This is a genomic window from Streptomyces glomeratus, from assembly GCF_021462825.1.
In the GTDB taxonomy this organism is placed as follows: domain Bacteria; phylum Actinomycetota; class Actinomycetes; order Streptomycetales; family Streptomycetaceae; genus Streptomyces; species Streptomyces glomeratus.
Genome location: NZ_JAKEEB010000025.1, coordinates 70656 through 95551 on the forward strand (window position 1 = coordinate 70656; position 24896 = coordinate 95551).

General features: G+C 71.3%; 24 protein-coding genes and 1 pseudogene. 18 read left to right on the forward strand and 7 right to left on the reverse strand.

From position 1 onward, the window contains the following. Window positions 1–309: 309 nt before the first annotated feature. Complete coding sequence (locus LZ604_RS25105) at window positions 310–1950, forward strand: ABC-F family ATP-binding cassette domain-containing protein (RefSeq protein WP_234517729.1); 1641 nt, start codon at window positions 310–312, stop codon at window positions 1948–1950. 51 nt (window positions 1951–2001) lie between these two features. Here the strand turns inward: LZ604_RS25105 and LZ604_RS25110 are convergent, their stop codons facing one another. The 4 genes from LZ604_RS25110 to LZ604_RS25125 form a co-directional block, all read right to left on the reverse strand. After that, window positions 2002–4392, reverse strand: a complete 2391-nt coding sequence (locus tag LZ604_RS25110) for a Tex family protein (RefSeq protein WP_234517730.1) — start codon at window positions 4390–4392, stop codon at window positions 2002–2004. Between the two features lie 132 nt (window positions 4393–4524). Beyond that, the gene (locus LZ604_RS25115; protein ID WP_234517731.1) at window positions 4525–4662 is read right to left on the reverse strand and encodes an LPFR motif small protein; all 138 of its coding nucleotides are present in this window, start codon (window positions 4660–4662) and stop codon (window positions 4525–4527) included. 53 nt (window positions 4663–4715) lie between these two features. Then, entirely contained in the window at window positions 4716–5582 is an 867-nt protein-coding gene (locus LZ604_RS25120) for an SCO6745 family protein (protein ID WP_234517732.1), read from the reverse strand. Window positions 5583–5716: 134 nt separating this feature from the next. Then, window positions 5717–6466, reverse strand: a complete 750-nt coding sequence (locus tag LZ604_RS25125; RefSeq protein ID WP_234517733.1) for an enoyl-CoA hydratase/isomerase family protein — start codon at window positions 6464–6466, stop codon at window positions 5717–5719. A 290-nt stretch (window positions 6467–6756) separates the two neighbouring features. Between LZ604_RS25125 and LZ604_RS25130 the strand changes: the two genes are divergently transcribed. Then, window positions 6757–7266, forward strand: coding sequence for an ATP-binding protein (locus tag LZ604_RS25130; protein WP_234517734.1), 510 nt, complete (start codon window positions 6757–6759; stop codon window positions 7264–7266). Between the two features lie 159 nt (window positions 7267–7425). Here LZ604_RS25130 and idi read toward each other — a convergent pair whose 3' ends face one another. From idi to LZ604_RS35810, 3 genes and pseudogenes are all read right to left on the reverse strand, one after another. Then, window positions 7426–8019, reverse strand: a complete 594-nt coding sequence (gene idi / locus LZ604_RS25135; RefSeq protein WP_234517735.1) for an isopentenyl-diphosphate Delta-isomerase — start codon at window positions 8017–8019, stop codon at window positions 7426–7428. A gap of 245 nt (window positions 8020–8264) precedes the next feature. Beyond that, window positions 8265–8444 (reverse strand): annotated as a pseudogene (locus LZ604_RS36355) (UDP-glucose 4-epimerase GalE); the annotation flags it as partial. 468 nt (window positions 8445–8912) lie between these two features. Next, window positions 8913–9047, reverse strand: coding sequence for a hypothetical protein (locus LZ604_RS35810; RefSeq protein WP_267971800.1), 135 nt, complete (start codon window positions 9045–9047; stop codon window positions 8913–8915). Between LZ604_RS35810 and LZ604_RS25145 the strand changes: the two genes are divergently transcribed. The 16 genes from LZ604_RS25145 to LZ604_RS25215 form a co-directional block, all read left to right on the forward strand. After that, complete coding sequence (locus tag LZ604_RS25145; RefSeq protein ID WP_234517736.1) at window positions 9039–10676, forward strand: DUF5941 domain-containing protein; 1638 nt, start codon at window positions 9039–9041, stop codon at window positions 10674–10676. The genes LZ604_RS35810 and LZ604_RS25145 overlap by 9 nt on opposite strands. Further along, a complete protein-coding gene (locus LZ604_RS25150) occupies window positions 10673–11425 on the forward strand; it encodes a phosphocholine cytidylyltransferase family protein (protein WP_234517737.1) in 753 nt (250 codons plus the stop codon). Before LZ604_RS25145 ends, LZ604_RS25150 begins: the two co-directional genes overlap by 4 nt. Then, window positions 11413–12474 carry an iron-containing alcohol dehydrogenase family protein gene (locus LZ604_RS25155; RefSeq protein WP_234517738.1) on the forward strand — a complete coding sequence of 354 codons (1062 nt, stop codon included), beginning with the start codon at window positions 11413–11415 and terminating at the stop codon, window positions 12472–12474. The genes LZ604_RS25150 and LZ604_RS25155 overlap by 13 nt, the downstream gene beginning before the upstream one ends. Continuing rightward, window positions 12452–13231 (forward strand): CDP-alcohol phosphatidyltransferase family protein, encoded by a 780-nt coding sequence (locus tag LZ604_RS25160; protein WP_234517739.1) that lies wholly within the window; start codon window positions 12452–12454, stop codon window positions 13229–13231. Before LZ604_RS25155 ends, LZ604_RS25160 begins: the two co-directional genes overlap by 23 nt. A gap of 8 nt (window positions 13232–13239) precedes the next feature. Then, window positions 13240–14112 carry a glycosyltransferase family 2 protein gene (locus tag LZ604_RS25165; protein WP_234517753.1) on the forward strand — a complete coding sequence of 291 codons (873 nt, stop codon included), beginning with the start codon at window positions 13240–13242 and terminating at the stop codon, window positions 14110–14112. A gap of 100 nt (window positions 14113–14212) precedes the next feature. Next, entirely contained in the window at window positions 14213–15142 is a 930-nt protein-coding gene (locus LZ604_RS25170; protein WP_234517740.1) for an ABC transporter permease, read from the forward strand. Continuing rightward, entirely contained in the window at window positions 15135–15923 is a 789-nt protein-coding gene (locus tag LZ604_RS25175; RefSeq protein WP_234517741.1) for an ABC transporter ATP-binding protein, read from the forward strand. Before LZ604_RS25170 ends, LZ604_RS25175 begins: the two co-directional genes overlap by 8 nt. A gap of 330 nt (window positions 15924–16253) precedes the next feature. Continuing rightward, the gene (hpnC, locus tag LZ604_RS25180; RefSeq protein ID WP_267971801.1) at window positions 16254–17186 is read left to right on the forward strand and encodes a squalene synthase HpnC; all 933 of its coding nucleotides are present in this window, start codon (window positions 16254–16256) and stop codon (window positions 17184–17186) included. Then, window positions 17183–18133, forward strand: coding sequence for a presqualene diphosphate synthase HpnD (hpnD, locus tag LZ604_RS25185; protein ID WP_234517743.1), 951 nt, complete (start codon window positions 17183–17185; stop codon window positions 18131–18133). The genes hpnC and hpnD overlap by 4 nt, the downstream gene beginning before the upstream one ends. Continuing rightward, window positions 18133–18282 carry a DUF6380 family protein gene (locus tag LZ604_RS36360; protein ID WP_372482198.1) on the forward strand — a complete coding sequence of 50 codons (150 nt, stop codon included), beginning with the start codon at window positions 18133–18135 and terminating at the stop codon, window positions 18280–18282. Before hpnD ends, LZ604_RS36360 begins: the two co-directional genes overlap by 1 nt. Beyond that, window positions 18279–19724 carry a hydroxysqualene dehydroxylase HpnE gene (hpnE, locus tag LZ604_RS25190; protein ID WP_234517744.1) on the forward strand — a complete coding sequence of 482 codons (1446 nt, stop codon included), beginning with the start codon at window positions 18279–18281 and terminating at the stop codon, window positions 19722–19724. The genes LZ604_RS36360 and hpnE overlap by 4 nt, the downstream gene beginning before the upstream one ends. Before the next feature lie 65 nt (window positions 19725–19789). Then, on the forward strand, window positions 19790–20863 hold the full coding sequence (locus LZ604_RS25195) for a polyprenyl synthetase family protein (RefSeq protein WP_234517745.1): 1074 nt from the start codon (window positions 19790–19792) through the stop codon (window positions 20861–20863). A gap of 168 nt (window positions 20864–21031) precedes the next feature. After that, a complete protein-coding gene (gene shc / locus LZ604_RS25200; protein WP_234517746.1) occupies window positions 21032–23032 on the forward strand; it encodes a squalene--hopene cyclase in 2001 nt (666 codons plus the stop codon). After that, complete coding sequence (locus tag LZ604_RS25205; RefSeq protein ID WP_234517747.1) at window positions 23032–23673, forward strand: phosphorylase family protein; 642 nt, start codon at window positions 23032–23034, stop codon at window positions 23671–23673. The genes shc and LZ604_RS25205 overlap by 1 nt, the downstream gene beginning before the upstream one ends. Window positions 23674–23678: 5 nt before the next feature. Continuing rightward, on the forward strand, window positions 23679–24710 hold the full coding sequence (hpnH, locus tag LZ604_RS25210) for an adenosyl-hopene transferase HpnH (protein WP_234517748.1): 1032 nt from the start codon (window positions 23679–23681) through the stop codon (window positions 24708–24710). 4 nt (window positions 24711–24714) lie between these two features. Continuing rightward, window positions 24715–24896: flavodoxin-dependent (E)-4-hydroxy-3-methylbut-2-enyl-diphosphate synthase (locus LZ604_RS25215; RefSeq protein ID WP_234517749.1), on the forward strand; the 182-nt coding region annotated here is incomplete at its 3' end.

A 24896-nucleotide genomic window follows, 5' to 3' on the forward strand; every position in this document is an offset into this window, starting at 1 on the left:
GCGTTCGGCCGGACGGCCGAGGAGCCGGAACACGCGGCCGTACGGTACTTCTTCGAACGTGCCGGGGCCGACGTCGCGTGCGTCGACGGGCTCCCCCGGATCGTCCCCCTCCTCGTCGCCCGGATCGAACAGGTCGAACAGGTCGAACAGGTCTTGGACCGCGGCCTGCCGGAGCGGCACCGGCTCTGCACTCTGCCCCCGTCGGCCGTGCGACGGCCGTCGAGAACCGAGGCCCCTGCGGCAGGCCGTCCCACGCTCGTCCTGCGCGCTCGTCGGGACGTGCGGTCCCTCGTTAGGATCGGCGGTCTGATGACTGCCACCCTCGTCGCCAAGGACCTCGCCGCCGGCCACGGCGGCCGCTCCCTGTTCTCCGGGCTCGACCTCGTCGTCGCGCCCGGTGATGTGATCGGTCTCGTCGGTGCCAACGGCGCCGGCAAGTCCACCCTGCTGCGGATGCTCGCCGGACTGCTCGGCCCCGAACGGGGCGAACTGCGTCTGTCCCCGCCGACCGCGACGGTCGGCCATCTGCCGCAGGAACCGGAACGCAGACCGGGCGAGACCGTCCGGGAGTTCCTGGCGCGCCGCACGGGTGTGGCCGAGGCGCAGCGGCGGATGGACGAGGCCACCCAGGGGCTGGTCGACGGCGCGCCCGGTGCCGACGACGCCTACGCGGTGAGCCTGGAGCGCTGGCTCGGCCTCGGTGGCGCGGACCTCGACGAGCGCGCCGAGGAGGTCGCCGACTCCCTCGGTCTGGGCGTCGGCCTGGACCAGCCCATGACATCCCTGTCCGGCGGGCAGGCGGCCCGCGCGGGCCTCGCCTCGCTGCTGCTGTCCCGCTACGACGTGTTCCTCCTCGACGAGCCGACCAACGACCTGGACCTGGACGGACTGGAGCGCCTGGAGCGCTTCGTCGGCGGCCTGCGGGCCGGCACGGTGGTCGTCAGCCACGACCGCGAGTTCCTCACCCGCACGGTCACCAAGGTCCTCGAACTCGACTTGGCGCAAGGGCAGATCAACCTCTACGGCGGTGGGTACGAGGGCTATCTGGAGGAGTGCGAGTGGGCCCGCCGGCACGCCCGCGAGGAGTACGAGGAGTACGCCGACAAGAAGGCCGCCCTCCAGGACCGGGCCCGGATGCAGCGCGCCTGGATGGACAAGGGCGTGAAGAACGCGCGCCGCAAGGCGGGCAGCGACAACGACAAGATCGGCCGCAAGTTCCGCAGCGAGGCCAGCGAGAAGCAGGCCGCGAAGGCCCGGCAGACCCAGCGCATGATCGAGCGCCTGGAGTCCGTCGAGGAACCCCGCAAGGAGTGGGAACTGCGTATGGAGATCGCGTCGGCGCCGCGGTCCGGCGCCGTCGTCGCCATGCTGCGGGACGCCGAAGTGCGGCGCGGCGACTTCACATTCGGACCGGTGTCCTTGCAGATCGACTGGGCGGACCGGGTCGCGGTGACGGGTGCGAACGGGTCGGGCAAATCGACGCTGCTCGGCGCGCTGCTGGGCCGCGTCCCCCTTGACGCGGGCCGGGCCACGCTCGGCTCGGGCGTCCTGGTCGGCGAGGTCGACCAGGCCCGCGCCCTCTTCCACGGCTCGGAAACCCTGCTGGACGCGTTCTGCGCGGCGGTCCCGGACACGGAACCGGTCGAGGTGCGCACCCTGCTGGCCAAGTTCGGGCTGAAGTCGGACCACGTCCTGCGCCCGGCGGCGACCCTCTCCCCGGGCGAGCGCACCAGGGCCGCCCTCGCCCTGCTCCAGGGCCGAGGTGTCAATCTCCTGGTCCTGGACGAGCCCACCAACCACCTCGACCTGCCGGCCATCGAACAGCTGGAAGCGGCCCTGGACGCCTACGAGGGCACGCTGCTCCTGGTCACCCACGACCGCCGGATGCTGGACGCGGTCCGGGTGACCCGCCGACTGGACGTGGCGGACGGCAAGGTGACGGAGCGCTAGCCGGCCGGGCCCGGGCCCCCGTGGCACGACGGGGGTCCGGGCCCGGAAGGCTCAGCGGCGGCCGTTGTCCTTGTCGAGCAGGCCCGCGCGGCGCAGTGCGTCGGCCATCGCGCTGTTGGCAGGCGCGGGCGCCTGCCGGGAGCCACCGCCGCCCTGCCGGGAGCCACCGCCGCCCTGGCGGCCCTGCCGCTGCTGGGGAGGCCGCCCGCCGCGCTGCTGACGGCCGCCACCACCCTGCTGCCCCTGGGGAGCGGCCTCGTCGTCCAGCCGCAGCGTCAGCGAGATCCGCTTGCGCGGGATGTCGACGTCCAGCACCTTCACCTTGACGATGTCGCCCGGCTTCACCACGTCCCGCGGGTCCTTGACGAACGTCTTGGACATCGCGGACACATGCACCAGTCCGTCCTGGTGGACACCGACGTCCACGAACGCGCCGAAGGCGGCGACATTCGTGACCACGCCCTCCAGGACCATCCCCGAGGACAGGTCGGAGATCTTCTCCACGCCCTCCTTGAAGGTGGCCGTCCTGAACGCGGGCCGCGGGTCACGCCCGGGCTTCTCCAGCTCCTTCAGGATGTCGGTCACGGTCGGCAGGCCGAACGTCTCGTCCACGAACTCGGACGCCTTCAGCGAGCGCAGTACGGCCGTGTTGCCGATCAGCGAGGCCACCTCCTGGCCCACGGTCTTCACCATGCGGCGCACCACCGGGTACGCCTCCGGGTGCACGCTGGAGGCGTCCAGCGGGTCGTCGCCGCCGCGGATCCGCAGGAAGCCCGCGCACTGCTCGTACGCCTTGGGCCCGAGCCGCGCCACCTTCTTCAGCTCGGAACGGGAGGCGAACGGGCCGTTGGCGTCACGGTGGGCCACGATGTTCTCGGCGAGCCCGGAGGAGATGCCGGAGACCCGGGCGAGCAGCGGTGCCGAGGCCGTGTTGACGTCCACGCCCACGCCGTTCACACAGTCCTCGACCACCGCGTCCAGCGAGCGCGACAACTTCACCTCGGACAGGTCGTGCTGGTACTGGCCGACGCCGATGGACTTCGGGTCGATCTTCACCAGCTCGGCGAGCGGGTCCTGCAGACGACGGGCGATGGAGACCGCGCCGCGCAGCGACACGTCCATGTCCGGCAGCTCCTGCGAGGCGAAGGCCGAGGCGGAGTACACCGAGGCGCCCGCCTCGGAGACCATCACCTTGGTGAGCTTCAGCTCCGGATGCCGGCCGATCAGCTCGGCCGCGAGCCTGTCGGTCTCACGCGACGCCGTGCCGTTGCCGATCGCCACCAGCTCGACCGCGTGCTCCTTGGCCAGCCGCGCCAGCTTGGCGATCGCCTCGTCCCACTTGTTGGCCGGGACGTGGGGGTAGATCACATCGGTGGCCACGACCTTGCCGGTCGCGTCCACCACGGCCACCTTCACGCCGGTGCGGAACCCGGGGTCCAGGCCCAGGGTGGCGCGGGTGCCGGCGGGGGCGGCGAGCAGCAGATCGCGCAGGTTCGCCGCGAAGACCGCCACGGCCTCGTCCTCGGCGGCCGTACGGAGCCTCAGGCGCAGGTCGATGCCGAGGTGTACCAGGATGCGGGTGCGCCAGGCCCAACGGACTGTGTCCATGAGCCACTTGTCGGCCGGGCGGCCCCGGTCGGCCAGGCCGAAGCGGCTGGCCACGATGGCCTCGTAGGACGACGGGCCAGCGGTCGATTCGGACGGCTCCTCCGGCTCCAGGGTCAGGTCGAGGACCTCCTCCTTCTCACCGCGCAGCATGGCGAGTACGCGATGGGAGGGCAGCTCGGTGAAGGGCTCGGCGAAGTCGAAGTAGTCGGCGAACTTGGCGCCGGCCTCCTCCTTGCCCTCCCGCACCTTGGCGGCGAGGCGCCCACGCGTCCACATGCGCTCGCGCAGCTCGCCGATCAGGTCCGCGTCCTCCGAGAACCGCTCGGTGAGGATCGCCCGCGCGCCGTCGAGCGCGGCCTGCGGATCGGGCACTCCCTTGTCGGCGTCGACGAAGGCGGCGGCCGCCGCGAGCGGCTCCACCGTCGGGTCGCCGAGCAGGCCCTCGGCCAGCGGCTCCAGACCGGCCTCCCGCGCGATCTGTGCCTTGGTGCGCCGCTTCGGCTTGTACGGCAGATAGATGTCCTCCAGGCGCGCCTTGGTCTCCGCGCCCCGGATCTGCGCCTCGAGCTCCTCGGTGAGCTTGCCCTGCTCGCGCACCGACTCCAGGATCGCCGCGCGCCGCTCCTCCAGCTCCCGCAGATAGCGCAGCCGCTCCTCGATCGTGCGCAGCTGCGCATCGTCGAGCATCTCGGTCGCTTCCTTGCGGTAGCGGGCGATGAAGGGCACTGTCGAGCCGCCGTCGAGCAGCTCGACCGCGGCCTTCACCTGCCGCTCCCGTACGCCGAGCTCCTCGGCGATCCTGCCTTCGATGGACCCTACGAGGGGTGTCGTCACGATCCCGTACCGCCTTCTCCACTGAGGTTGCGCGGCAATTGTGGCAGGTCGCACCGGCAACGGTGGGTCAGGGCGGGGGTCGAGGAGTCACGGGGCGGTCTCCCGGCTCCGCCGCCCCCTGGAAGCGGCCGCTCAGGTCCGGCGCGCTCCCCGCCGCGTGGAGGCGGAGGACCCGCCGAACAGCCTGGCCAGAGCCCGGAACGGCACAGTCGCCACCGTGGTGACGGCCCCGCCGATCCGGCGCAGCACGTCCGCGGTCGTACGGAACACCGTTTTCCCCTTCCGTCACCCCGGCGTGTCCGCCGGGGTGACGTCCGGGTACGTCAGCCCTTGCCCATCAGGTCCTCCGGGAAGGCGCCGGATTCGAGGGCCCGTGTCAGCAGGGCGCCCGCCAGCTCCGTCAGCCGTGCGACACCCGCGGCGCCGAGGTGCTCGTACGGAGCCCGGTCGAGACGGTCGGTCTCCGCCTCTACGTCCCCGCGCAGTGCGGTGCCCGCCTCGGTCAACTCACCGGCCGAATCCAGCAGTCCCCGCTCGCGCAGCCGCTCGCACGCCGCGTCCCAGTCCTCCTGGCTCCAGCCGCGGGTGGCGAGGACCCATCTCGGGGACATGCCCTTGCCCGTGGCGCTGTGCGTCGCGAGCGCCTCCAGCGGGTCGAGCTCCGCGCGCAGCAGCGCCGTGAGGTGGCCGTCGCCGCGGTGCTCGCGCAGCAGCGTGGTCGCGTGCCAGAACGCCAGATGGGGCTCTTCCGGCACCGGCAGGTCGGCGTGCGCCGAGTACAGGGGGCGCGCGTGCCGGGTGCACGCCTCGGCGGCGCGCAGTGCCAGCTCCGCCGCCTCGGTCATCTCCTTGGCGGCGACCGCCTCCTCGCCGAGGAGCCGCCGCAGGGTCGCGTCCGCGGCTCGCGTGCGTGCCGCGAGCACCGCCTCCGGGGGCGCCGTCTTCCACACCTCGGGCACATGCCGGGCCACCAGCTCGGGGCTGAAGTTGTAGAACGCCGCCGTCACCACGCCCGCGCCGACGGGTCCCATCGCGGCGGCCCGTACCGCGAAGTAGGCGGCCCTTGGGTGGCCGACGCCCAATGCGGTCATTTCCCGTTCGAGATCCGGTGAGAAGTAGTGCGTCGAGTGGAGAGGATTGATCATGTTGTGGCAGCGCCGTCCGGCGCGCTCCGGCAGAGGAGGGGTCATGCCGGGCAGGCTACCGACTGGTTGGTATGGCATGGGTCGGCAGGGCGTGCGACGGCCGGAAAAAGCCGCTCGGTCGTCGTGACGGCGCGTGCCGGGCCTGGACCCACCGTACGTCTCCAGGGCCCCGCCGGCGTTCACCCCGACGTGGTCCAGCCGAAACGGGGCTGCCTGCGCTCCAGGAACGCCGCGACGCCCTCCGCGGTGTCGCCCCCGGTGCGCGCCTGTTCGGCCCAGTAGGCGTCCCGGTCCGTCCGCCCGTTCGCGAACTCCTTGGCGGCGGCCTGCGTCAGCTGCGAGCGCGCGGTCAGGACCCGCGTGAACTCGGCCACCCGCTTGGCGAGTTCGCCTTCGGGTAGTACCTCGTCGACCAGGCCCGTGCGCAGCGCCCGCGCCGAGTCGATCAACTCGCCCGAGAACAGCAGGTACTTGGCGGTACCGGGACCCACCAGCGTCACCAGCCGCCGGGTGGAGGAGGCCGGGTAGACGATCCCCAGTTTGGCCGGCGTCACCCCGAAGAACGCCCCCTCCTCGGCGAATCGCAGATCGCAGGCCGCCGCGAGCTGCGACCCGCCGCCCACGCAGTGGCCGCGGATCGCCGCCAGCGTCGGCTTGGGGAAGGCGGCCAGCGCCTCCTCGGCCAGTACGGCCAGGCTCTGTGCCCTCTCCGGCGACCCCCGCAGCGTCGAGATGTCGGCTCCCGCGCAGAAGGTCCCGCCCTCTCCGGTGAGCACCAGCGCCCGCACGGCCGGATCGGCGGCCAGTCCTTCGAGCAGCGGCGGCAGCGCCTCCCACATACCGGCAGTCATGGCGTTCCGCTTGGCCGGATGGTGGATGACGACGGTCGCGACCCCGTCGGTGACGCGGTGCAGCAGCTGCGGCTCCATGGGCCGGATGCTATCCGCACCTCCCGGACGCCGGATCACGAAGGGTCCCTGGCGAGCGGACACCGCCGTTTCGGCCGGCCGGAGTCCCGCCCTAGTACCCGTACAACCCGAAAAGTTCCGAAGGCGGTGCGAGGGGAGACAGGAGCGGTCACGCAAACGACCGTGTCATACGCCAACGGTCAAATTATCGTCGATACCAGCTGACTTGTGCTCAGTCATTCGGGGTGGACCAGCGCATTCCCAACACTCGACGCGTGGTGACAATCGAGCGTGAGGGTGGCGACCGGGCTATGGAGAACAGAGGGCGGGGGGCCGACCCGCGCCCTGAACGCGGCGGGAACGAACCGGACGGCCCACGGCCGTCGGCGCCGCTGCCGTACGAGGGGGTCTGGCGCTTCACGGCCGCCGCCGTGGAGGCCTCGGTGCCGCAGGCGAGGCACGCCGTCCGGGACCTGCTCGCCCGCCAGGGCGTGCCCGTCTCGGACGACACCGTGCACGCCCTGCTGCTGATCGTCTCCGAACTGGTCACCAACGCGGTACGGCACGCGGCGCTGCTGTCGCCGATGCTCGCCGTCGAGGTCGCCGTGGGCCCGGAGTGGGTGCGGGTGTCGGTGGAGGACGAGCACCCCTACCGCCCGAGCGCGCTGGAGGCCGACCACGGGCAGACCGGAGGCCGTGGGCTGCTCCTGGTCCGTGAGGTCACCAGGGAGGCCGGCGGAGTGTGCGACGTCGAGCACACGTCGAGCGGCGGCAAGGTGATCTGGGTCGCGCTTCCCCTCAAGCCCACACGGTTCCCGTGAGCCGGCTCCCCACATACCCGCGGTTCCCGTGAGCCGGCTCCCCACAACCCGCGCGGTTGCCGTGAGCTGGCTCCCCACCGCCACGGCTCGGTCGGCCCCGGAGGCCCGTCCGGCCGAGTGGGGCCGGACGGACCTCCGGGGCACCGGACCGAGGGGGCGTCACCAGCCCGCGGACGCCCCCGTCAGCTCTCTGATCGCCGGCCGCGCGGCGTCCAGGACCGTCATGAACCACGACGAGAACGGGTCCTTGGCGTGCCGCTCGGCAAGCTCCGCGGCGGTCACGAAGGCCGTCGCCCCGACCTCCTGCGGATCCGGGTGCACAGGGGACTGCACAAGCCCTACGAAGAGATGGTTGTACTCCTGCTCCACCAGGCCGGAGTCCGGGTCCGGGTGGTTGTAGCGCACCGTGCCCGCCTCGGCCAGCAGCGACGGGGAGATCCCCAGTTCCTCGTACGTCCGCCGGGCCGCCGCCGCGAACGGCGCCTCACCCGGGTAGGGGTGGCCGCAGCAGGTGTTCGACCAGACACCGGGGGAGTGGTACTTGCCGAGCGCTCGCTGCTGGAGCAGCAGCCGGCCGCGCTCGTCGAAGAGGAACACCGAGAACGCGCGATGCAGCCGGCCCGGCGGCTGATGGGCGGCGAGCTTCTCCGCCGTGCCGATCGTGGTGCCGTCCTCGTCGACCAGCTCCAGCAGGATCGCTTCAGCGGTGCCGTTCGGCGAACGGTGCGTCGCGGTGGCAGGTGTGATCGGCATACCCATCCTTCGCATCGGTTGTCCAGTCCCAAGTCTGCCGTACGAATCCGGCACTCCCGGCACTTCGCGACTTCCCGCATGTCCCGCACCGGCCGGGTCCGGACGGGGCGCCACGCCCTCACGGAACAGACGCCGGAAGCGGCCGGATACCTGATCGTGCCCGGCGCCGCACAGCGGGAACCGTCCCCGCCGGGCGCTCCCGAAGACCGGCGCCCGGACGCGCGCCGCATACCCGGCCCGCACGCCCCGCGACGGCGCGCCTCGACGACGGGCGGTGTGGTGTCGCCGGTCACCTCACCGATGAGCGTGACCAGCTCACGCACCGAGACACCCTCACCACGGCCGACGTTCACGGTCAGATCGCCCGTCGCACCGCCGGCCAGCCGCCGGACCGCCGCGAGGTGCGCCTCGGCGAGATCGGCGACCGCCTCCAGCAGCGTCGCGAGACCGCCCACGTTCTCCTGGTAGTAGCGCATCGGCTGGGCCACCGACTCCGCGGAATGCTCTCGGGCAGGCGCGTGGCCCCGCTCGGTGAACGAGGACCCGGTGAGGAAAGGATGCGGAAGGTCGCTCCGGAGACGTCGGGCCGTGGATGCGACCCACGAGGTGACCGTGATGTCGCGATCGAGCGGGTCTGCGCCCGCGGTTTGTGGCGTGCCCCTCCGATCCCCGATGATGATCGCGGCGGCGGAGATGCAGACAGGGTTGATCGGCCCATGAACGGCCGGTGAACACCGGCCTTCCGGCATCCGATAGCCTCTGCCGACACGCCGCCCGGCCCCTGCCCGGGTGTCCCACACCACACACACGACCGACGCCCGTATGCGTCGGGCCTCAGGGAGTGAGTTCGTCTGTCGACCGCCATCCTCACCGGACAGCCGGTCCCCGGATCGTCACTCGAGGGCGATCTGCGGTCCCTCGGCTTCGACGTGCGGGTCGCCACCGACACCGGTGACGCCGAGACGCTCCTCGCCGCCGTGCCGGCGGATCAGCGCGTCGCGATCGTCGACAGCCGCTTCGTGGGTCATCTGCACGCCTTGCGGCTCGGCCTGACCGACCCCCGCTTCCCGGCCGCCGCCGTACCCGGCGCCGTCACCGCCCAGCCCAGCGTCCGCCAGGCGCTCACCCGGGCCCTGGCCCGCGAGACCTCCGCGGCGACCGGCGGCGCGCCGGTCGTCACCGACAACCTCGCCGAGCGCCTCACCGAGGCCCTCGACGCCGACGGCGTCCCGGTCCACCGCCCCGAGCTCGGCACGCTGGTCGCCGCCGTCCCCGCCGACCCCCAGGCCCGCAACGAGGCTCGCCAGGCGGTCTCGGCCGTCGACGACGAGGCCGTACGCCTGCGCAGCGCCGTCAAGGCCCGCGACGGCTTCTTCACCACGCACTTCATCAGCCCGTACTCGCGCTACCTCGCCCGCTGGTGCGCCCGCCGGGGCCTGACCCCCAACCAGGTCACCACCGCCTCGCTGCTGACCGCCCTGATCGCGGCGGGCTGCGCGGCCACCGGCACCCGCGGCGGCTTCATCGCCGCGGGCGTCCTGCTCATCTTCTCCTTCGTCCTCGACTGCACCGACGGCCAGCTCGCCCGCTACTCGCTGCAGTACTCCACGCTCGGCGCCTGGCTCGACGCCACCTTCGACCGCGCCAAGGAATACGCCTACTACGCGGGTCTCGCCCTCGGCGCGGCCCGCGGCGGCGACGACGTCTGGGCGCTCGCCCTGGGCGCCATGATCCTTCAGACCAGCCGGCACGTCGTCGACTTCGCCTTCAACGAGGCCAACCACGACGCGACCGCCAACACCAGCCCCACGGCCGCCCTCTCGGACCGTCTCGACAGCGTCGGCTGGACGGTCTGGGTGCGCCGGATGATCGTCCTGCCCATCGGGGAACGCTGGGCGCTGATCGCCGTCCTGACGGCGGCCACCACTCCCCGGATCACCTTCGTCGCCCTGCTCATCGGCTGTGCCTTCGCGGCGACGTACACCACGGCGGGCCGTGTCCTGCGCTCGCTGACGCGCAAGGCCCGGCGCACCGACCGCGCGGCCAAAGCCCTGGCCGACCTCGCGGACACCGGACCCCTGGCCGAGCTGGTCCTGCGTGCGGCCCGTGGCGCCTTGCGCGGCCCGGCCGCCGTCATCGCCCTCGCGGGCGGCGTCCTCGTCGTGGGCTCGGCCCTGCTGTGGGGCGCCGCCTGGCAGACCGTGCTCTGCGCCCTCCTCTACACCGTGACATCCGCCATAGCCGTCGCGCGCCCCCTCAAGGGCGCCCTCGACTGGCTCGTCCCGCCCGTCTTCCGGGCCGCCGAATACGGCACCGTCCTGGTGCTCGCGGCCAAATCCGGAGTGAACGGAGTGCTTCCGGCGGCTTTCGGGCTGGTGGCGGCCGTCGCCTACCATCACTACGACACGGTGTACCGCATCCGCGGCGACGCCGGCGCGCCGCCGCACCGGCTGGTGCGCGCGGTCGGGGGGCACGAAGGCCGGACGCTGCTCGTCACCGTCCTGGCCGCGCTGCTCACCGCGTCACAGTTCAAGATCGCGCTCACGGCCCTCGCCGGGTATGTGGCCGCGGTGGTGCTCGTCGAGAGCATCCGTTTCTGGGTGACCGCTCACCAGAGCGGCGCATCCGCCGTACACGATGAAGGAGAACCCGCATGATCGGCCTCGTGCTGGCGGCCGGCGCCGGACGGCGTCTGCGCCCCTACACCGACACCCTGCCCAAGGCTCTGGTGCCGGTGGGGCCCGCGGGTGAGCCGGACGGCCCCACCGTCCTGGACCTGACTCTGGGCAACTTCGCCGAGGTGGGCCTGACCGAGGCCGCGATCATCGTGGGCTACCGCAAGGAGGCCGTGTACGAGCGCAAGGCGGCCCTGGAGGCGAAGTACGGCCTGAAGCTGACGCTCATCGACAACGACAAGGCCGAGGAGTGGAACAACGCCTACTCCCTGTGGTGCGGCCGTGACGCCCTCAAGGACGGCGTGATCCTCGCCAACGGCGACACCGTGCACCCGGTCTCCGTCGAGAAGACGCTGCTCGCCGCGCGTGGCGACGGCAAGAGGATCATTCTCGCCCTCGACACGGTGAAGAATCTCGCCGACGAGGAGATGAAGGTCGTCGTGGACCCCGAGAAGGGCGTCCGTAAGATCACCAAGCTGATGGAGCCGTCCGAGGCGACCGGCGAGTACATCGGTGTCACCCTCATCGAGGGCGAGGCGGCCGCGGAGCTGGCCGACGCGCTGAAGACGGTGTGGGAGACCGACCCGCAGCAGTTCTACGAGCACGGTTACCAGGAGCTCGTCAACCGCGGCTTCAAGATCGACGTGGCTCCGATCGGCGACGTTCCGTGGGTCGAGATCGACAACCACGACGACCTGGCCCGAGGGCGGGAGATCGCGTGCCGCTACTGACGAGGCTCATCCCCTCGCCGGTCGTCGTCGACATCCGCCCGGGTGCCCTCGACGACCTGGCAAGCGTGCTCGCGGACGAGCGCATCTCGCACTCGGGAAAGCTGGCCGTCGCCGTCAGCGACGGTTCGGGCGCCCGGCTGCGCGAGCGGCTCGCGCCCAGCCTGCCCGGCGCCACCTGGTACGAGGTCGGCGGCGGCACCCTCGACGACGCGGTCCGGCTGGCCGGGGCCATGAAGGCGGGCCACTACGACGCGCTCGTGGGCCTGGGCGGCGGCAAGATCATCGACTGTGCCAAGTTCGCCGCGGCGCGCGTCGGCCTGCCGCTGGTCGCCGTGCCCACGAACCTCGCCCACGACGGCCTGTGCTCGCCCGTCGCCACCCTCGACAACGACGCCGGCCGGGGCTCCTACGGCGTGCCGAACCCGATCGCGGTCGTCATCGACCTCGACGTCATCCGAGAGGCCCCGGTGCGCTTCGTGCGCGCGGGCATCGGCGACGCCGTGTCGAACATCTCCGCCATCGCGGACTGGGAGCTGGCCAACCGCGCCAACGGCGAGAAGATCGACGGGCTGGCCGCGGCCATGGCCCGGCAGGCCGGCGAGGCGGTGCTGCGCCACCCCGGCGGCATCGGCGACAACGACTTCCTCCAGGTGCTGGCCGAGGCCCTGGTCCTCAGCGGGATCGCCATGTCGGTGTCGGGCGACTCCCGCCCGTCCTCCGGCGCGTGTCACGAGATCAACCACGCGTTCGACCTGTTGTTCCCCCGGCGCGCGGCGGCTCACGGCGAGCAGTGCGGGCTGGGTGCGGCCTTCGCGATGTATCTGCGCGGGGCGCACGAGGAGTCGGCGTACATGGCCCGGGTGCTGCGCCGGCACGGGCTGCCCGTACTGCCGGAGGAGATCGGCTTCACGGTGGACGAGTTCGTCCGGGTCGTGGAGTACGCCCCGCAGACCCGGCCCGGCCGCTACACGATTCTCGAACACCTCGACCTGAAGACCGACCAGATCAAGGACACGTACGCCGACTATGTCAAGGCCATCGGTAGCTGAACTCCGCCCTGTCGTCCACCCGGCGGGGGTGAAGGACCGGCGCAGCGGTGAGCACTGGGCGGGACGCCTCTACATGCGCGAGGTCTCGCTGCGGGTCGACCGTTACCTGGTGAACACCAGGGTCACGCCCAACCAGCTGACCTACCTGATGACCGTCTTCGGCGTCCTCGCCGCCCCGGCCCTGCTGGTGCCGGGCATCGCGGGCGCCGTGCTCGGCGTGGTCATGGTCCAGCTCTACCTGCTCCTGGACTGCGTCGACGGCGAGATGGCCCGCTGGAAGAAGCAGTTCTCGCTCGGCGGGGTGTACCTGGACCGGGTCGGCGCGTACCTGTGCGACGCGGCGGTGCTCGTCGGCTTCGGCCTGCGCGCCGCCGATCCGTGGGGTTCCGGGCGGATCGACTGGCTGTGGGCCTTCCTCGGCACCCTCGCCGCCCTCGGCGCCGTCCTGATCAAGGCCGAGACCGACCTCGTCGGTGTGGCCCGGCACCAGGGCGGGCTGCCGCCGGTCAAGGAGGCGGCCGCCGAGCCGCGCTCGTCCGGTCTGGCGCTGGCCCGCAGGGCGGCCTCCGCGCTGAAGTTCCACCGCCTCGTCCTCGGGATCGAGGCATCCCTGCTGATCCTGGCCCTGGCGATCGTGGACGCGGCGCGCGGCGACCTGTTCTTCGAGCGGCTCGGCGTCGCCGTGCTGGCCGGGATCGCGCTTCTGCAGACCCTGCTGCACCTCGTGTCCATCCTCGCCTCCAGCAGGCTGAAGTGAGCGGCGGCATAACGGTCGGGGCGGTCGTCATCACGATGGGCAACCGCCCCGCCGAGCTGCGCGCCCTCCTCGACTCGGTCGCCAAACAGGACGGCGCGCCCGTCGAGGTCGTCGTGGTCGGCAACGGCTCCCCCGTCCCGGACGTCCCCGACGGCGTCCGCACCGTCGAGCTGCCCGAGAACCTCGGCATCCCCGGCGGCCGCAACGTCGGCATCGAGGCGTTCGGGCCCGGCGGCAGCCGGGTGGACGTCCTGCTCTTCCTGGACGACGACGGCCTGCTCGCCCGCAACGACACCGCGGAGCTGTGCCGTCAGGCCTTCGCCGCGGACCCGGAACTCGGCATCATCAGCTTCCGTATCGCCGACCCCGACACCGGCGAGACCCAGCGCCGCCACGTGCCGCGTCTGCGCGCCTCGGACCCGATGCGCTCCTCCCGGGTGACCACCTTCCTGGGCGGCGCCAACGCCGTCCGCACGAAGGTCTTCGAGGAGGTCGGCGTACTGCCGGACGAGTTCTTCTACGCCCACGAGGAGACCGATCTGGCGTGGCGGGCCCTGGACGCGGGCTGGCTGATCGACTACCGGTCGGACATGGTCCTGAACCACCCCACGACCGCGCCCTCCCGGCACGCGGTGTACCACCGGATGGTCGCCCGGAACCGGGTCTGGCTGGCCCGCCGCAACCTACCCGCCGTTCTCGTCCCGGTCTATCTGGGCGTGTGGATGCTGCTGACGCTGCTGCGCCGCCCCTCGCGGGCCGCCCTGAGGGCGTGGTTCGGCGGCTTCAAGGAGGGCTGGACGGCACCTTGCGGTCCCCGTCGGCCCATGAAGTGGCGTACGGTGTGGCGGCTGACCCGACTGGGCCGGCCTCCGGTGATCTGACAAGCTCGATAGTCGGAAGACACCGGGTGGGACCCATGTCCCGGCTCCCACCCGTGCGCGGTAGGCCGCGTGTTTCGAAAAACGGAGAGTTTGCCAACCTGTGAGTGAGAAAACGCATGACGGCGGTGTCGCGGTGAGCGACCGACCGTCGCCCGACGACGGTCTGACCGCGGCCGAGCTGGCCGCCAAGCACGGACTCTCGGTGAGCGGTGCCCGGCCCGGACTCGCCGAGTACGTCCGCCAGCTGTGGGGGCGGCGTCACTTCATCCTCGCCTTCTCGCAGGCGAAGCTCACCGCCCAGTACAGCGAGGCCAAGCTCGGGCAGCTGTGGCAGGTCGCCACGCCGCTGCTGAACGCGTTCGTGTACTACCTGATCTTCGGGCTGATCCTCAAGGCCAGCCGAGGCATGTCGCACGGCACGTACATCCCCTTCCTGGTGACCGGTGTGTTCGTCTTCACCTTCACCCAGAGTTCGATCATGGCCGGTGTCCGGGCGATCTCCGGGAATCTGGGCCTGGTGCGCGCCCTGCACTTCCCGCGGGCCTCGCTGCCCGTCTCGTTCGCGCTGCAGCAGCTCCAGCAGCTGCTCTTCTCGATGGTCGTGCTGTTCGCCGTGGCCGTGGGCTTCGGGAGCTACCCGAGCCTGTCCTGGCTGCTGATCGTCCCGGCTCTGGTGCTGCAGTTCCTCTTCAACACGGGCCTCGCACTGATCGTGGCGAGGATGGGCGCGAAGACCCCGGACCTCGCCCAGCTGATGCCGTTCATCCTGCGCACCTGGATGTACGCCTCCGGCGTCATGTTCTCCCTTCACACCATGCTCGCCGGCCGCCCCGAATGGGTGATCCGCGCGTTGCAGGTGAACCCGGCCGCCGTCTACATGGACCTGATGCGCTTCGCGCTCATCAAGGACTACGGTGCCGACAAGCTCCCGCCGCACGTCTGGGCCATCGCGCTGTTCTGGGCCGTGGTCGTCTTCGTGGGCGGGTTCGTGTACTTCTGGAAGGCGGAGGAGCGGTACGGCCGTGGCTGAGCAGAACTCGGGGGCCAGGATCCCCACCGTCATCGCGGACGAGCTGCACATCGTCTACCGGGTCAACGGCGCCAAGACCGGCAAGGGCAGCGCGACCGCCGCTCTCAGCCGCATCATCAAGCGAGGCTCCGACGACGCCGCGCGCGGGGTGCGCAAGGTGCACGCCGTCCGGGGTGTCTCCTTCGTCGCCTACCGCGGTGAGGCGATCGGACTGATCGGGTCCAACGGCTCCGGCAAGTCCACGCTGCTGCGCGCCATCGCCGGACTGCTGCCCGCCGAGCGGGGCAAGGTCTACACCGACGGCCAGCCCTCGCTGCTCGGTGTGAACGCAGCCCTCATGAACGACCTGACGGGCGAGCGGAACGTCATCCTGGGCGGTCTGGCGATGGGCATGTCCCGGGAGCAGATCAAGGCCCGCTACCAGGAGATCGTCGACTTCTCCGGCATCAACGAGAAGGGCGACTTCATCACACTGCCCATGCGCACCTACTCCTCCGGTATGGCGGCGCGGCTGCGCTTCTCCATCGCGGCCGCCAAGGACCACGACGTCCTCATGATCGACGAGGCCCTGGCCACCGGTGACCGCAAGTTCCAGCAGCGCTCCGAGGAACGCATCCGGGAGCTGCGCAAGGAAGCGGGAACGGTGTTTCTGGTCAGTCACAACAACAAGTCGATCCGTGACACCTGTGACCGCGTCCTGTGGCTGGAGCGCGGTGAGCTGCGGATGGACGGCCCGACCGAAGAGGTACTCAAGGAGTACGAGAAGTTCACGGGCAAGTAGCCCCGCATGACCGAGGGCCCGGCCGGAGCTTTCCGGCCGGGCCTCGTGTGTGCAAAGGAGACGCCAACTCTCCCTGGTCTTGGGAATCTTGACGCCAATCGGTGTGTTGTTGTGATCTGCGGGACACCCCGCCGAAGCTCCGTTAGTTGTACAACGTAAGCTGTACTGGTGCTGATTCGCGGCAACTGGGGCGATAATGCCCTACACCCCCTACCTGCCGCGCTGTGTGGACGGCCGGGCGGCGTGTCCGAAATAGGATGTAATGGGTCGGCAGTGTAGAACGGGAGATGTGACGGCAATGGCTACGGAAAGTCTCCAGCTCCGCGAGGCATGTGCCGTCTCCGCGCCGGGCGGCGAGCGGTGACCGAAGCCGGGACGACGCGCACCGGCGACCCGGAGCGTGCCACCCTCGACAAGGCCGTGGGCGAGAACTTCCCCGTGGCGCCGTTCTTTCTGCCCCGGGCCTGGCGTGCCGATCTGATGGCCGTCTACGGCTTCGCCCGTCTCGTCGACGACATCGGCGACGGCGACCTCGCCCCCGGTGGCGCCGACGCCCGTTTCCTCGGCGTGTCGCCCGAGGAGGCCGAAGACCGGCTCGTCCTCCTTGACGCCTTCGAGGCGGATCTGCACCGGGTCTTCGGCTCGACACCGCGCCATCCCCTTCTGCGCCGCCTCCAGCCCACGGTCCGGCGCGCCGGACTCACCCCCGAGCCGTTCCTCGCCCTGATCGCCGCCAACCGCCAGGACCAGCTCGTCGGACGGTACGAGACGTACGACGACCTCCTCGCCTACTGCGAACTGTCCGCCAACCCGGTCGGCCGGCTCGTTCTGGCCGTCACGGGTGTCTCCACCCCCGAGCGCGTCCGTCGTTCCGACGCGATCTGCACGGCTCTGCAGATCGTCGAGCACCTCCAGGACGTCGCCGAGGACCTCGGCCGTGACCGGATCTATCTGCCCGCAGAGGACATGAAGCGGTTTCATGTTCAGGAGACGGATCTCGCCATGAGCGCAACGGGCGCGTCGGTGCGTGCACTGGTTGCGTACGAAGCGGAACGCGCCCGCGGTCTCCTGAATGAAGGCGCCCCCCTCGTGGGTAGCGTCCACGGCAGGCTCAGGCTGCTGCTCGCGGGCTTCGTGGCGGGAGGAAGGGCGGCGATCGGCGCGATCGCCGCCGCGGATTACGACGTACTTTCCGGCCCGCCCAAGCCCGGCAAGCTCCGGTTGCTGCGCGAGGTGGGCGTGACTCTGCGAGGAGAGGGGTGATCCGGACCGTGGAGCCGGAACAGCATGTGTCCCCGCCGGTACTCGCCGCGTACGGCTACTGCGAGGCCGTGACCGGACAGCAGGCCCGGAACTTCGCCTACGGCATCAGGCTCCTGCCGACGCCCAAGCGCCGCGCGATGTCGGCGCTCTACGCGTTCTCCCGGCGGGTCGACGACATCGGTGACGGCGCGCTGGCGGCCGACGTCAAGACCGCACGGCTGGAGGAGACCCGGGCGCTGCTCGACCGCATCCGGGACGGACGGGTGGCCGAGGACGACACGGACCCGGTCGCCGTCGCCCTCACCCACGCCGCCGCCCACTTCCCCATCCCGCTCGGCGGTCTCGACGAACTCATCGACGGCGTGCTCATGGACGTACGCGGCGAGACCTACGAGACCTGGGACGATCTGAAGGCCTACTGCCGCTGCGTGGCCGGAGCCATCGGACGCCTCTCGCTCGGCGTGTTCGGCACGGAACCAGGGGCGCGCGGCGCGGAGCGCGCGCCGGAGTACGCCGACACGCTCGGGCTTGCGCTGCAACTCACCAACATCCTCCGGGACGTCCGTGAGGACGCCGCGGGGGGACGCGTCTACCTGCCCGCCGACGACCTCGCCAAGTTCGGCTGCTCGGTCGGCTTCGCCGGGCCGACCCCGCCCGAGGGCTCCGACTTCGCCGGCCTGGTGCACTTCGAAGTGCGCCGGGCCCGCGCCCTTTTCGCCGAGGGCTACCGGCTGCTGCCCATGCTCGACCGCCGCAGCGGCGCCTGCGTCGCCGCCATGGCCGGCATCTACCGCCGGCTACTCGACCGCATCGAGCGCGAGCCCGAGGCCGTGCTGCGCGGCCGGGTCTCGCTGCCGGGACGGGAGAAGGCCTACGTCGCCGTGCGCGGCCTCTCCGGTCTCGACGCCCGGAACGTCTCCCGGCGCATGGTCAGGAGGCGCGGCTGATGGGCGGTTCAGGCGGTTCCCTGCGCCGTGTGGCCACCGGCGAAAAGCGGCAGGCAACCCTCCGGCGCGGCGCGGCGTCCCTGACTGCGACGGTCCGCCGTGCATCGTTCAAGCAGCATGGCGGCCCGGCAGGGGAGGAACGACGATGAGCGACGGCACACACCCGGAGGGCCCGCCCGCGGACATCCCGGCCCATCACGGGACGCCGTCCGCCTCCGGGGCGTCCGCCGTGGTGGTCGGCGGGGGACTCGCCGGGATCACGGCCGCGCTGGCGCTCGCGGACGCCGGTGTGCGGGTCACCCTGCTGGAGGGACGGCCGCGGCTGGGCGGTCTCGCCTTCTCGTTCCACCGGGGCGAGCTGACCGTCGACAACGGCCAGCACGTCTATCTGCGCTGCTGCACCGCCTACCGCTGGTTCCTGGACCGCATCGACGCCTCCGCGCTGGCACCCCTGCAGGATCGTCTCGACGTGCCCGTTCTCGACGCGAACGGCACCCCGGGACGACGGCTCGGCAGACTACGGCGCGACGCGCTGCCCGTACCCCTGCATCTCGGGCGCAGCCTCGCCACCTACCCCCATCTCTCGCTCGCCGAGCGCGCCAGAGTCGGGCGTGCCGCACTGGCGCTCCGAGCACTGGACCTCGCGGATCCCGCGCTCGATGCGCAGGACTTCGGCAGCTGGCTGGCCGCGCACGGCCAGTCGGCGCGTGCCGTCGAGGCTCTGTGGGACCTGGTCGGGGTCGCCACCCTCAACGCGGTGGCCGGCGATGCCTCGCTCGGGCTTGCCGCGATGGTGTTCAGGACGGGTCTGCTGTCCGACCCGGGCGCGGCCGACATCGGCTGGGCGCGCGTCCCGCTGGGCGAACTGCACGACCGGCTGGCCCGCAAGGCGCTCGACTCCGTGGGCGTCCGTACCGAGGTCCGTACACGCGTCACCTCCATCTCCCCCAACGAAAACGGCGGCTGGAGCGTTCAGGTTCCCGGCGAGCACATCGAAACCGACGCGGTGGTCCTCGCGGTGCCGCAGGGCGAGGCGCACGATCTGCTGCCCGCCGGAGCCCTCGACGCCCCCGAGCGGCTGCTGGAGATCGGCACGGCGCCGATCCTCAACGTCCACGTCGTCTACGACCGCAAGGTGCTCGGGTGCCCGTTCTTCGCGGCGCTCGGCTCCCCGGTGCAGTGGGTCTTCGACCGCACCGAGGCCTCCGGGCTGCGCGAGGGCCAGTACCTCGCGCTGTCCCAGTCGGCCGCCCAGGACGAGATCGACGAGCCCGTGTCGGTGCTGCGCGAACGCTATCTCCCGGAACTCGAGCGGCTGTTGCCCGCCGCCCGAGGCGCCGAGGTGAAGGACTTCTTCGTGACCCGGGAGCGCACGGCGACGTTCGCCCCCTGCCCCGGCGTCGGGCGGCTGCGGCCCGGCGCCCGCACCAAGGCCCCCGGCCTCTACCTGGCCGGAGCGTGGACCGCCACCGGGTGGCCCGCGACCATGGAGAGTGCGGTCCGCAGCGGTGTCAGCGCGGCGGGCGCCGCGCTGGTCGCCCTGGGCCGGTCCGGCGCCCACCTCCCCGACCTCTTCGAGGAGGCGGCATGACCATGAGCGTCCCCACGCACGGAACCGGTTCCCGCACTTCCGGTATCGCAACAAGAGGAGAGACTGTGCCCACTGTGCCCCCGGCCGAGACGGCCGCTCGAGAGACCGCGGTGGACGTGTCCGCGCTCCTGGAGCGCGGCCGGACCCTGGCCACCCCGGTGCTGCGGGAGGCAGTGGACCGCCTGGCACCGCCCATGGACACCGTCGCCGCCTACCACTTCGGCTGGATCGACGCCGAGGGCAACCCCGCGGACGGCGACGGCGGCAAGGCCGTGCGTCCCGCACTGGCCCTGCTTTCCGCGCAGGCCGCGGGCCGGGACCCCGAGGTGGGCGTGCCCGGCGCGGTCGCGGTGGAGCTGGTGCACAACTTCTCCCTGCTGCACGACGACCTGATGGACGGCGACGAACAGCGCCGCCACCGCGACACCGTGTGGAAGGTGCACGGCCCCGCGCAGGCCATCCTCGTCGGCGACGCGCTGTTCGCCCTGGCCAACGAGGTGCTGCTGGAGCTGGGCACCACGGAGGCCGGGCGCGCCGCCCGGCGTCTGACCACCGCCACCCGGGCCCTGATCGACGGTCAGGCCCAGGACATCTCCTACGAGCACCGCGACCGCGTCAGCGTCCCGGAGTGCCTGGAGATGGAGGGCAACAAGACCGGCGCACTGCTCGCCTGCGCCTCCTCCATCGGAGCGGTGCTCGGCGGCGCCGACGACGCGATGGCCGACACCCTGGAGAAGTACGGCTACCACCTCGGTCTCGCCTTCCAGGCCGTCGACGACCTCCTCGGCATCTGGGGCGACCCGGAGTCAACGGGCAAGCAGACCTGGAGCGATCTGCGTCAGCGCAAGAAGTCCCTGCCGGTCGTGGCCGCACTGGCGGCCGGCGGACCCGCCTCCGAGCGGCTCGGCCGGCTGCTCGCGGAGGACGCCAAGAGCAGCGACTTCGAGAACTTCTCCGAGGAGGAGTTCGCCGCGCGCGCCGCGCTCATCGAGGAGGCGGGCGGCCGCGAGTGGACCGCCCAGGAGGCGCGCCGCCAGCACACGATCGCCGTGGAGGCGCTGGCCTCGGTGCGGATGCCCCAGGAGGTGCGCTCGCAGTTCACGGCGCTCGCCGACTTCGTCGTCGTACGAAAGAGATGATCAGTATCGGTCGAATACACCTCGCGTAGTCGCCGGCCGGTGCCTCGCCCACTCTCGACCTCGCCCGAGCGGGGGATCCCATGAGCGGACGGGCCCCCATCGCGACGCCCACCGGCCGACGGCGGACCCACAGCAGCACGACTCGCACGACTGCACGAAGGGGAAGCCATGACAGCGACGACCGACGGAAGCACCGGAGCCCTGCCGCCCCGCGCTGCCTCGGCCAGCGAAACCGACGTACCGCTCCCGGAGGCGGCCGGGACGGTCGGCACTCGAGACGCCGCCGAGCGCGCCCTGCGGCGCGCGACGGACTTCCTGCTCGCCAGGCAGGACGCCGAGGGCTGGTGGAAGGGCGATCTCGAGACGAACGTCACGATGGACGCCGAGGACCTGCTGCTCCGTCAGTTCCTGGGCATCTCCGACGAGAAGACGACCTGGGCCGCAGCCCTGTTCATCCGCGGCGAGCAGCGCGAGGACGGCACCTGGGCCACCTTCTACGGCGGACCCGGTGAGCTGTCCACCACCATCGAGGCGTACGTCGCCCTGCGCCTGGCCGGAGACGCGCCGGACGCCCCCCACATGGCGAAGGCCGCCGCCTGGATCCGCGACCAGGGCGGCATCGCCGCCTCCCGCGTCTTCACCCGGATCTGGCTCGCCCTCTTCGGCTGGTGGAAATGGGAGGACCTGCCCGAACTGCCGCCGGAACTCATCTACTTCCCCAAGTGGGCGCCGCTCAACATCTACGACTTCGGGTGCTGGGCCCGGCAGACGATCGTGCCGCTCACCATCGTCTCCGCGAAACGCCCGGTGCGCCCCGCGCCGTTCCCGCTGGACGAACTGCACACCGACCCGAACGACCCCAACCCGGCCAAGGACCTCGCCCCGGTGGCCAGTTGGGACGGCGTGTTCCAGCGGCTCGACAAGGCGCTGCACCAGTTCCGCAAGGTCGCCCCGCGCCGGCTGCGCAGGGCCGCGATGAACTCCGCGGCCCGCTGGATCATCGAGCGGCAGGAGAACGACGGCTGCTGGGGCGGGATCCAGCCGCCCGCGGTGTATTCGGTCATCGCGCTGCATCTGCTCGGCTACGACCTCCAGCACCCCGTGATGCGCGAGGGCATCGCCTCACTGGACCGTTTCGCCGTATGGCGCGAGGACGGCGCCCGGATGATCGAGGCGTGCCAGTCCCCGGTGTGGGACACCTGCCTCGCGGCCATCGCGCTCGCCGACGCCGGCCTGCCCGCCGACCATCCGCAACTGGTCAGGGCCGCGGACTGGATGCTCGGCGAGCAGATCGTCCGGCCGGGCGACTGGTCGGTACGGCGCCCCGAACTCACGCCGGGCGGCTGGGCGTTCGAGTTCCACAACGACAACTACCCGGACATCGACGACACCGCCGAGGTCGTGCTCGCACTGCGCCGGATCAGCCACCCCGACCGGGAGCGCGTCGAGAAGGCCATCGAGCGCGGGGTGCGCTGGAACCTCGGCATGCAGTCCAGGAACGGCGCATGGGGCGCCTTCGACGTCGACAACACCAGCCCGTTCCCCAACCGGCTGCCGTTCTGCGACTTCGGGGAGGTGATCGACCCGCCCTCGGCCGACGTCACCGCGCACGTCGTGGAGATGCTCGCGGTCGAGGGGCTCTCCCACGACCCGCGCACCCGTCGTGGCATCGAGTGGCTGCTGGCCGAACAGGAGCCGGACGGCTCGTGGTTCGGGCGCTGGGGCGTCAACTACGTCTACGGCACGGGCTCGGTGGTGCCCGCGCTGGTGGCCGCCGGCATCCCCGTCGCGCACCCGGCGATCCGCAGGGCCGTCTCCTGGCTGGAGCGCGTGCAGAACGACGACGGCGGCTGGGGTGAGGACCTGCGCTCCTATCGCGACGCCCGGGAGTGGAGCGGCCGGGGCACCTCCACCGCCTCGCAGACGGCATGGGCGCTGCTCGCGCTGCTGGCCGCGGGGGAGGGGGAGGGCAAGGCGGCGGAGCACGGCATCGAGTTCCTCGCCCGGACCCAGAACGAGGACGGCTCCTGGGACGAGCCGTACTTCACCGGCACCGGCTTCCCCTGGGACTTCTCCATCAACTACCACCTCTACCGGCAGGTCTTCCCGCTCACCGCGCTCGGCCGCTACATCCACGGCGAGCCGTTCGCCGGGGCCAAGGCGAGCTGATGAGCCGGAAGCCCGACTCGGCCCCGCTGCTGATCGCCTGCGCGCTCGGCATCGAGCACCTCGCCCTGTGCAGCGGTGACCGCACAGGCGCCGACGGGCCCGTCACACTGCTCCGTACGGGTATGGGGCCCCGGGCGGCGGAACGCTCGGTCCTCCGGGCGCTCGCCGACCCGGCCCACGCCGGGGCGGCCGTCCTCGCCACGGGGTTCTGTGCGGGGCTGGCCCCCGGTATGCACCCCGGTGATCTGGTCGTCGCCGAGGAGGCCCGGAACCCGCGCGGCACCACCGCCTGTGTCCGCTCCGACCTGCTCGTCAAGGAGCTTGCGCGCTGCCTCCCGGGGCGCATGGTCCACACCGGACCGCTCACCGGCTCGGACCACGTCGTCCGTGGTCAGGAACGGTCGGAACTGTTCGCGACCGGAGCGATCGCGGTCGACATGGAGTCCGCGGCCACGCTCCACAGCGCTGTGCGGACGGGCCCGCGTCCGGTTGCGGCCGTCCGGGTGGTCGTGGACGCTCCAGAACATGAACTCGTCCGGATCGGCACCTTGCGCGGTGGAATATCAGCTTTCCGCGTACTGCGTGCCATCCTTCCCGCTTTCTTCGAATGGCACCGATCCTTGCTGCTCCCCAGGAGGTGAGCCAGATGGCCATGCCGCTGCGCCAGTCCATCAAGGTGGCGACGTATCTCTTCGAACAGAAGTTGCGCAGGCGGGACAAGTTTCCGCTCATCGTCGAGCTTGAACCCCTCTTCGCCTGCAATCTGAAGTGCGAGGGTTGTGGCAAGATCCAGCACCCGGCGGGGGTGCTGAAGCAGCGCATGCCGGTGGCCCAGGCGGTGGGTGCGGTACTGGAGTCGGGTGCGCCCATGGTGTCGATCGCCGGGGGCGAGCCGTTGATGCACCCGCAGATCGACGAGATCGTGCGGCAGCTGGTGGCGCGCAGGAAGTACGTCTTCCTCTGCACCAACGCCATGCTGCTGCGCAAGAAGATGGACGATTTCACGCCGTCGCCGTACTTCGCGTTCGCGGTGCACATCGACGGCCTCCGTGAGCGGCACGACGAGTCCGTGGCCAAGGAGGGCGTGTTCGACGAGGCCGTGGAGGCCATCAAGGAGGCCAAGCGGCGCGGCTTCCGGGTCACCACCAACTCGACCTTCTTCAACACCGACACCCCGCAGACCGTCATCGAGGTGCTCAACTTCCTCAACGACGACCTGAAGGTGGACGAGATGATGATCTCGCCCGCCTACGCCTACGAGAAGGCGCCCGACCAGGAGCACTTCCTGGGCGTGGAGCAGACCCGTGAGCTGTTCAAGAAGGCCTTCGCGGGCGGCAACCGGCGCCGCTGGCGGCTCAACCACTCGCCGCTGTTCCTCGACTTCCTCGAGGGCAAGGTCGACTTCCCCTGCACGGCCTGGGCGATCCCGAACTACTCGCTGTTCGGCTGGCAGCGGCCCTGCTATCTGATGAGCGACGGGTATGTGCCGACGTACCGGGAACTGATCGAGAAGACCGACTGGGACAAGTACGGCCGCGGCAAGGACCCGCGCTGCGCCAACTGCATGGCGCACTGCGGCTACGAGCCCACCGCCGTGCTGGCCACCATGGGCTCCCTCAAGGAGTCCCTGCGCGCCATGCGTGAGACGGTCGCCCAGAACCCCGGAAACGACGGGTGAAGCCATGACCGCCGTTTCCTTGGGCGTCCCCGAGGTACCGGCCCGTCCGATCGCGGAGCGACGCGTGTCGCGGCAGATCCATGTCGGGCCGGTGGCGGTCGGGGGCGGGGCCCCGGTGTCGGTGCAGTCGATGACGACGACGCGTACGTCGGACATCGGTGCCACGTTGCAGCAGATCGCGGAGCT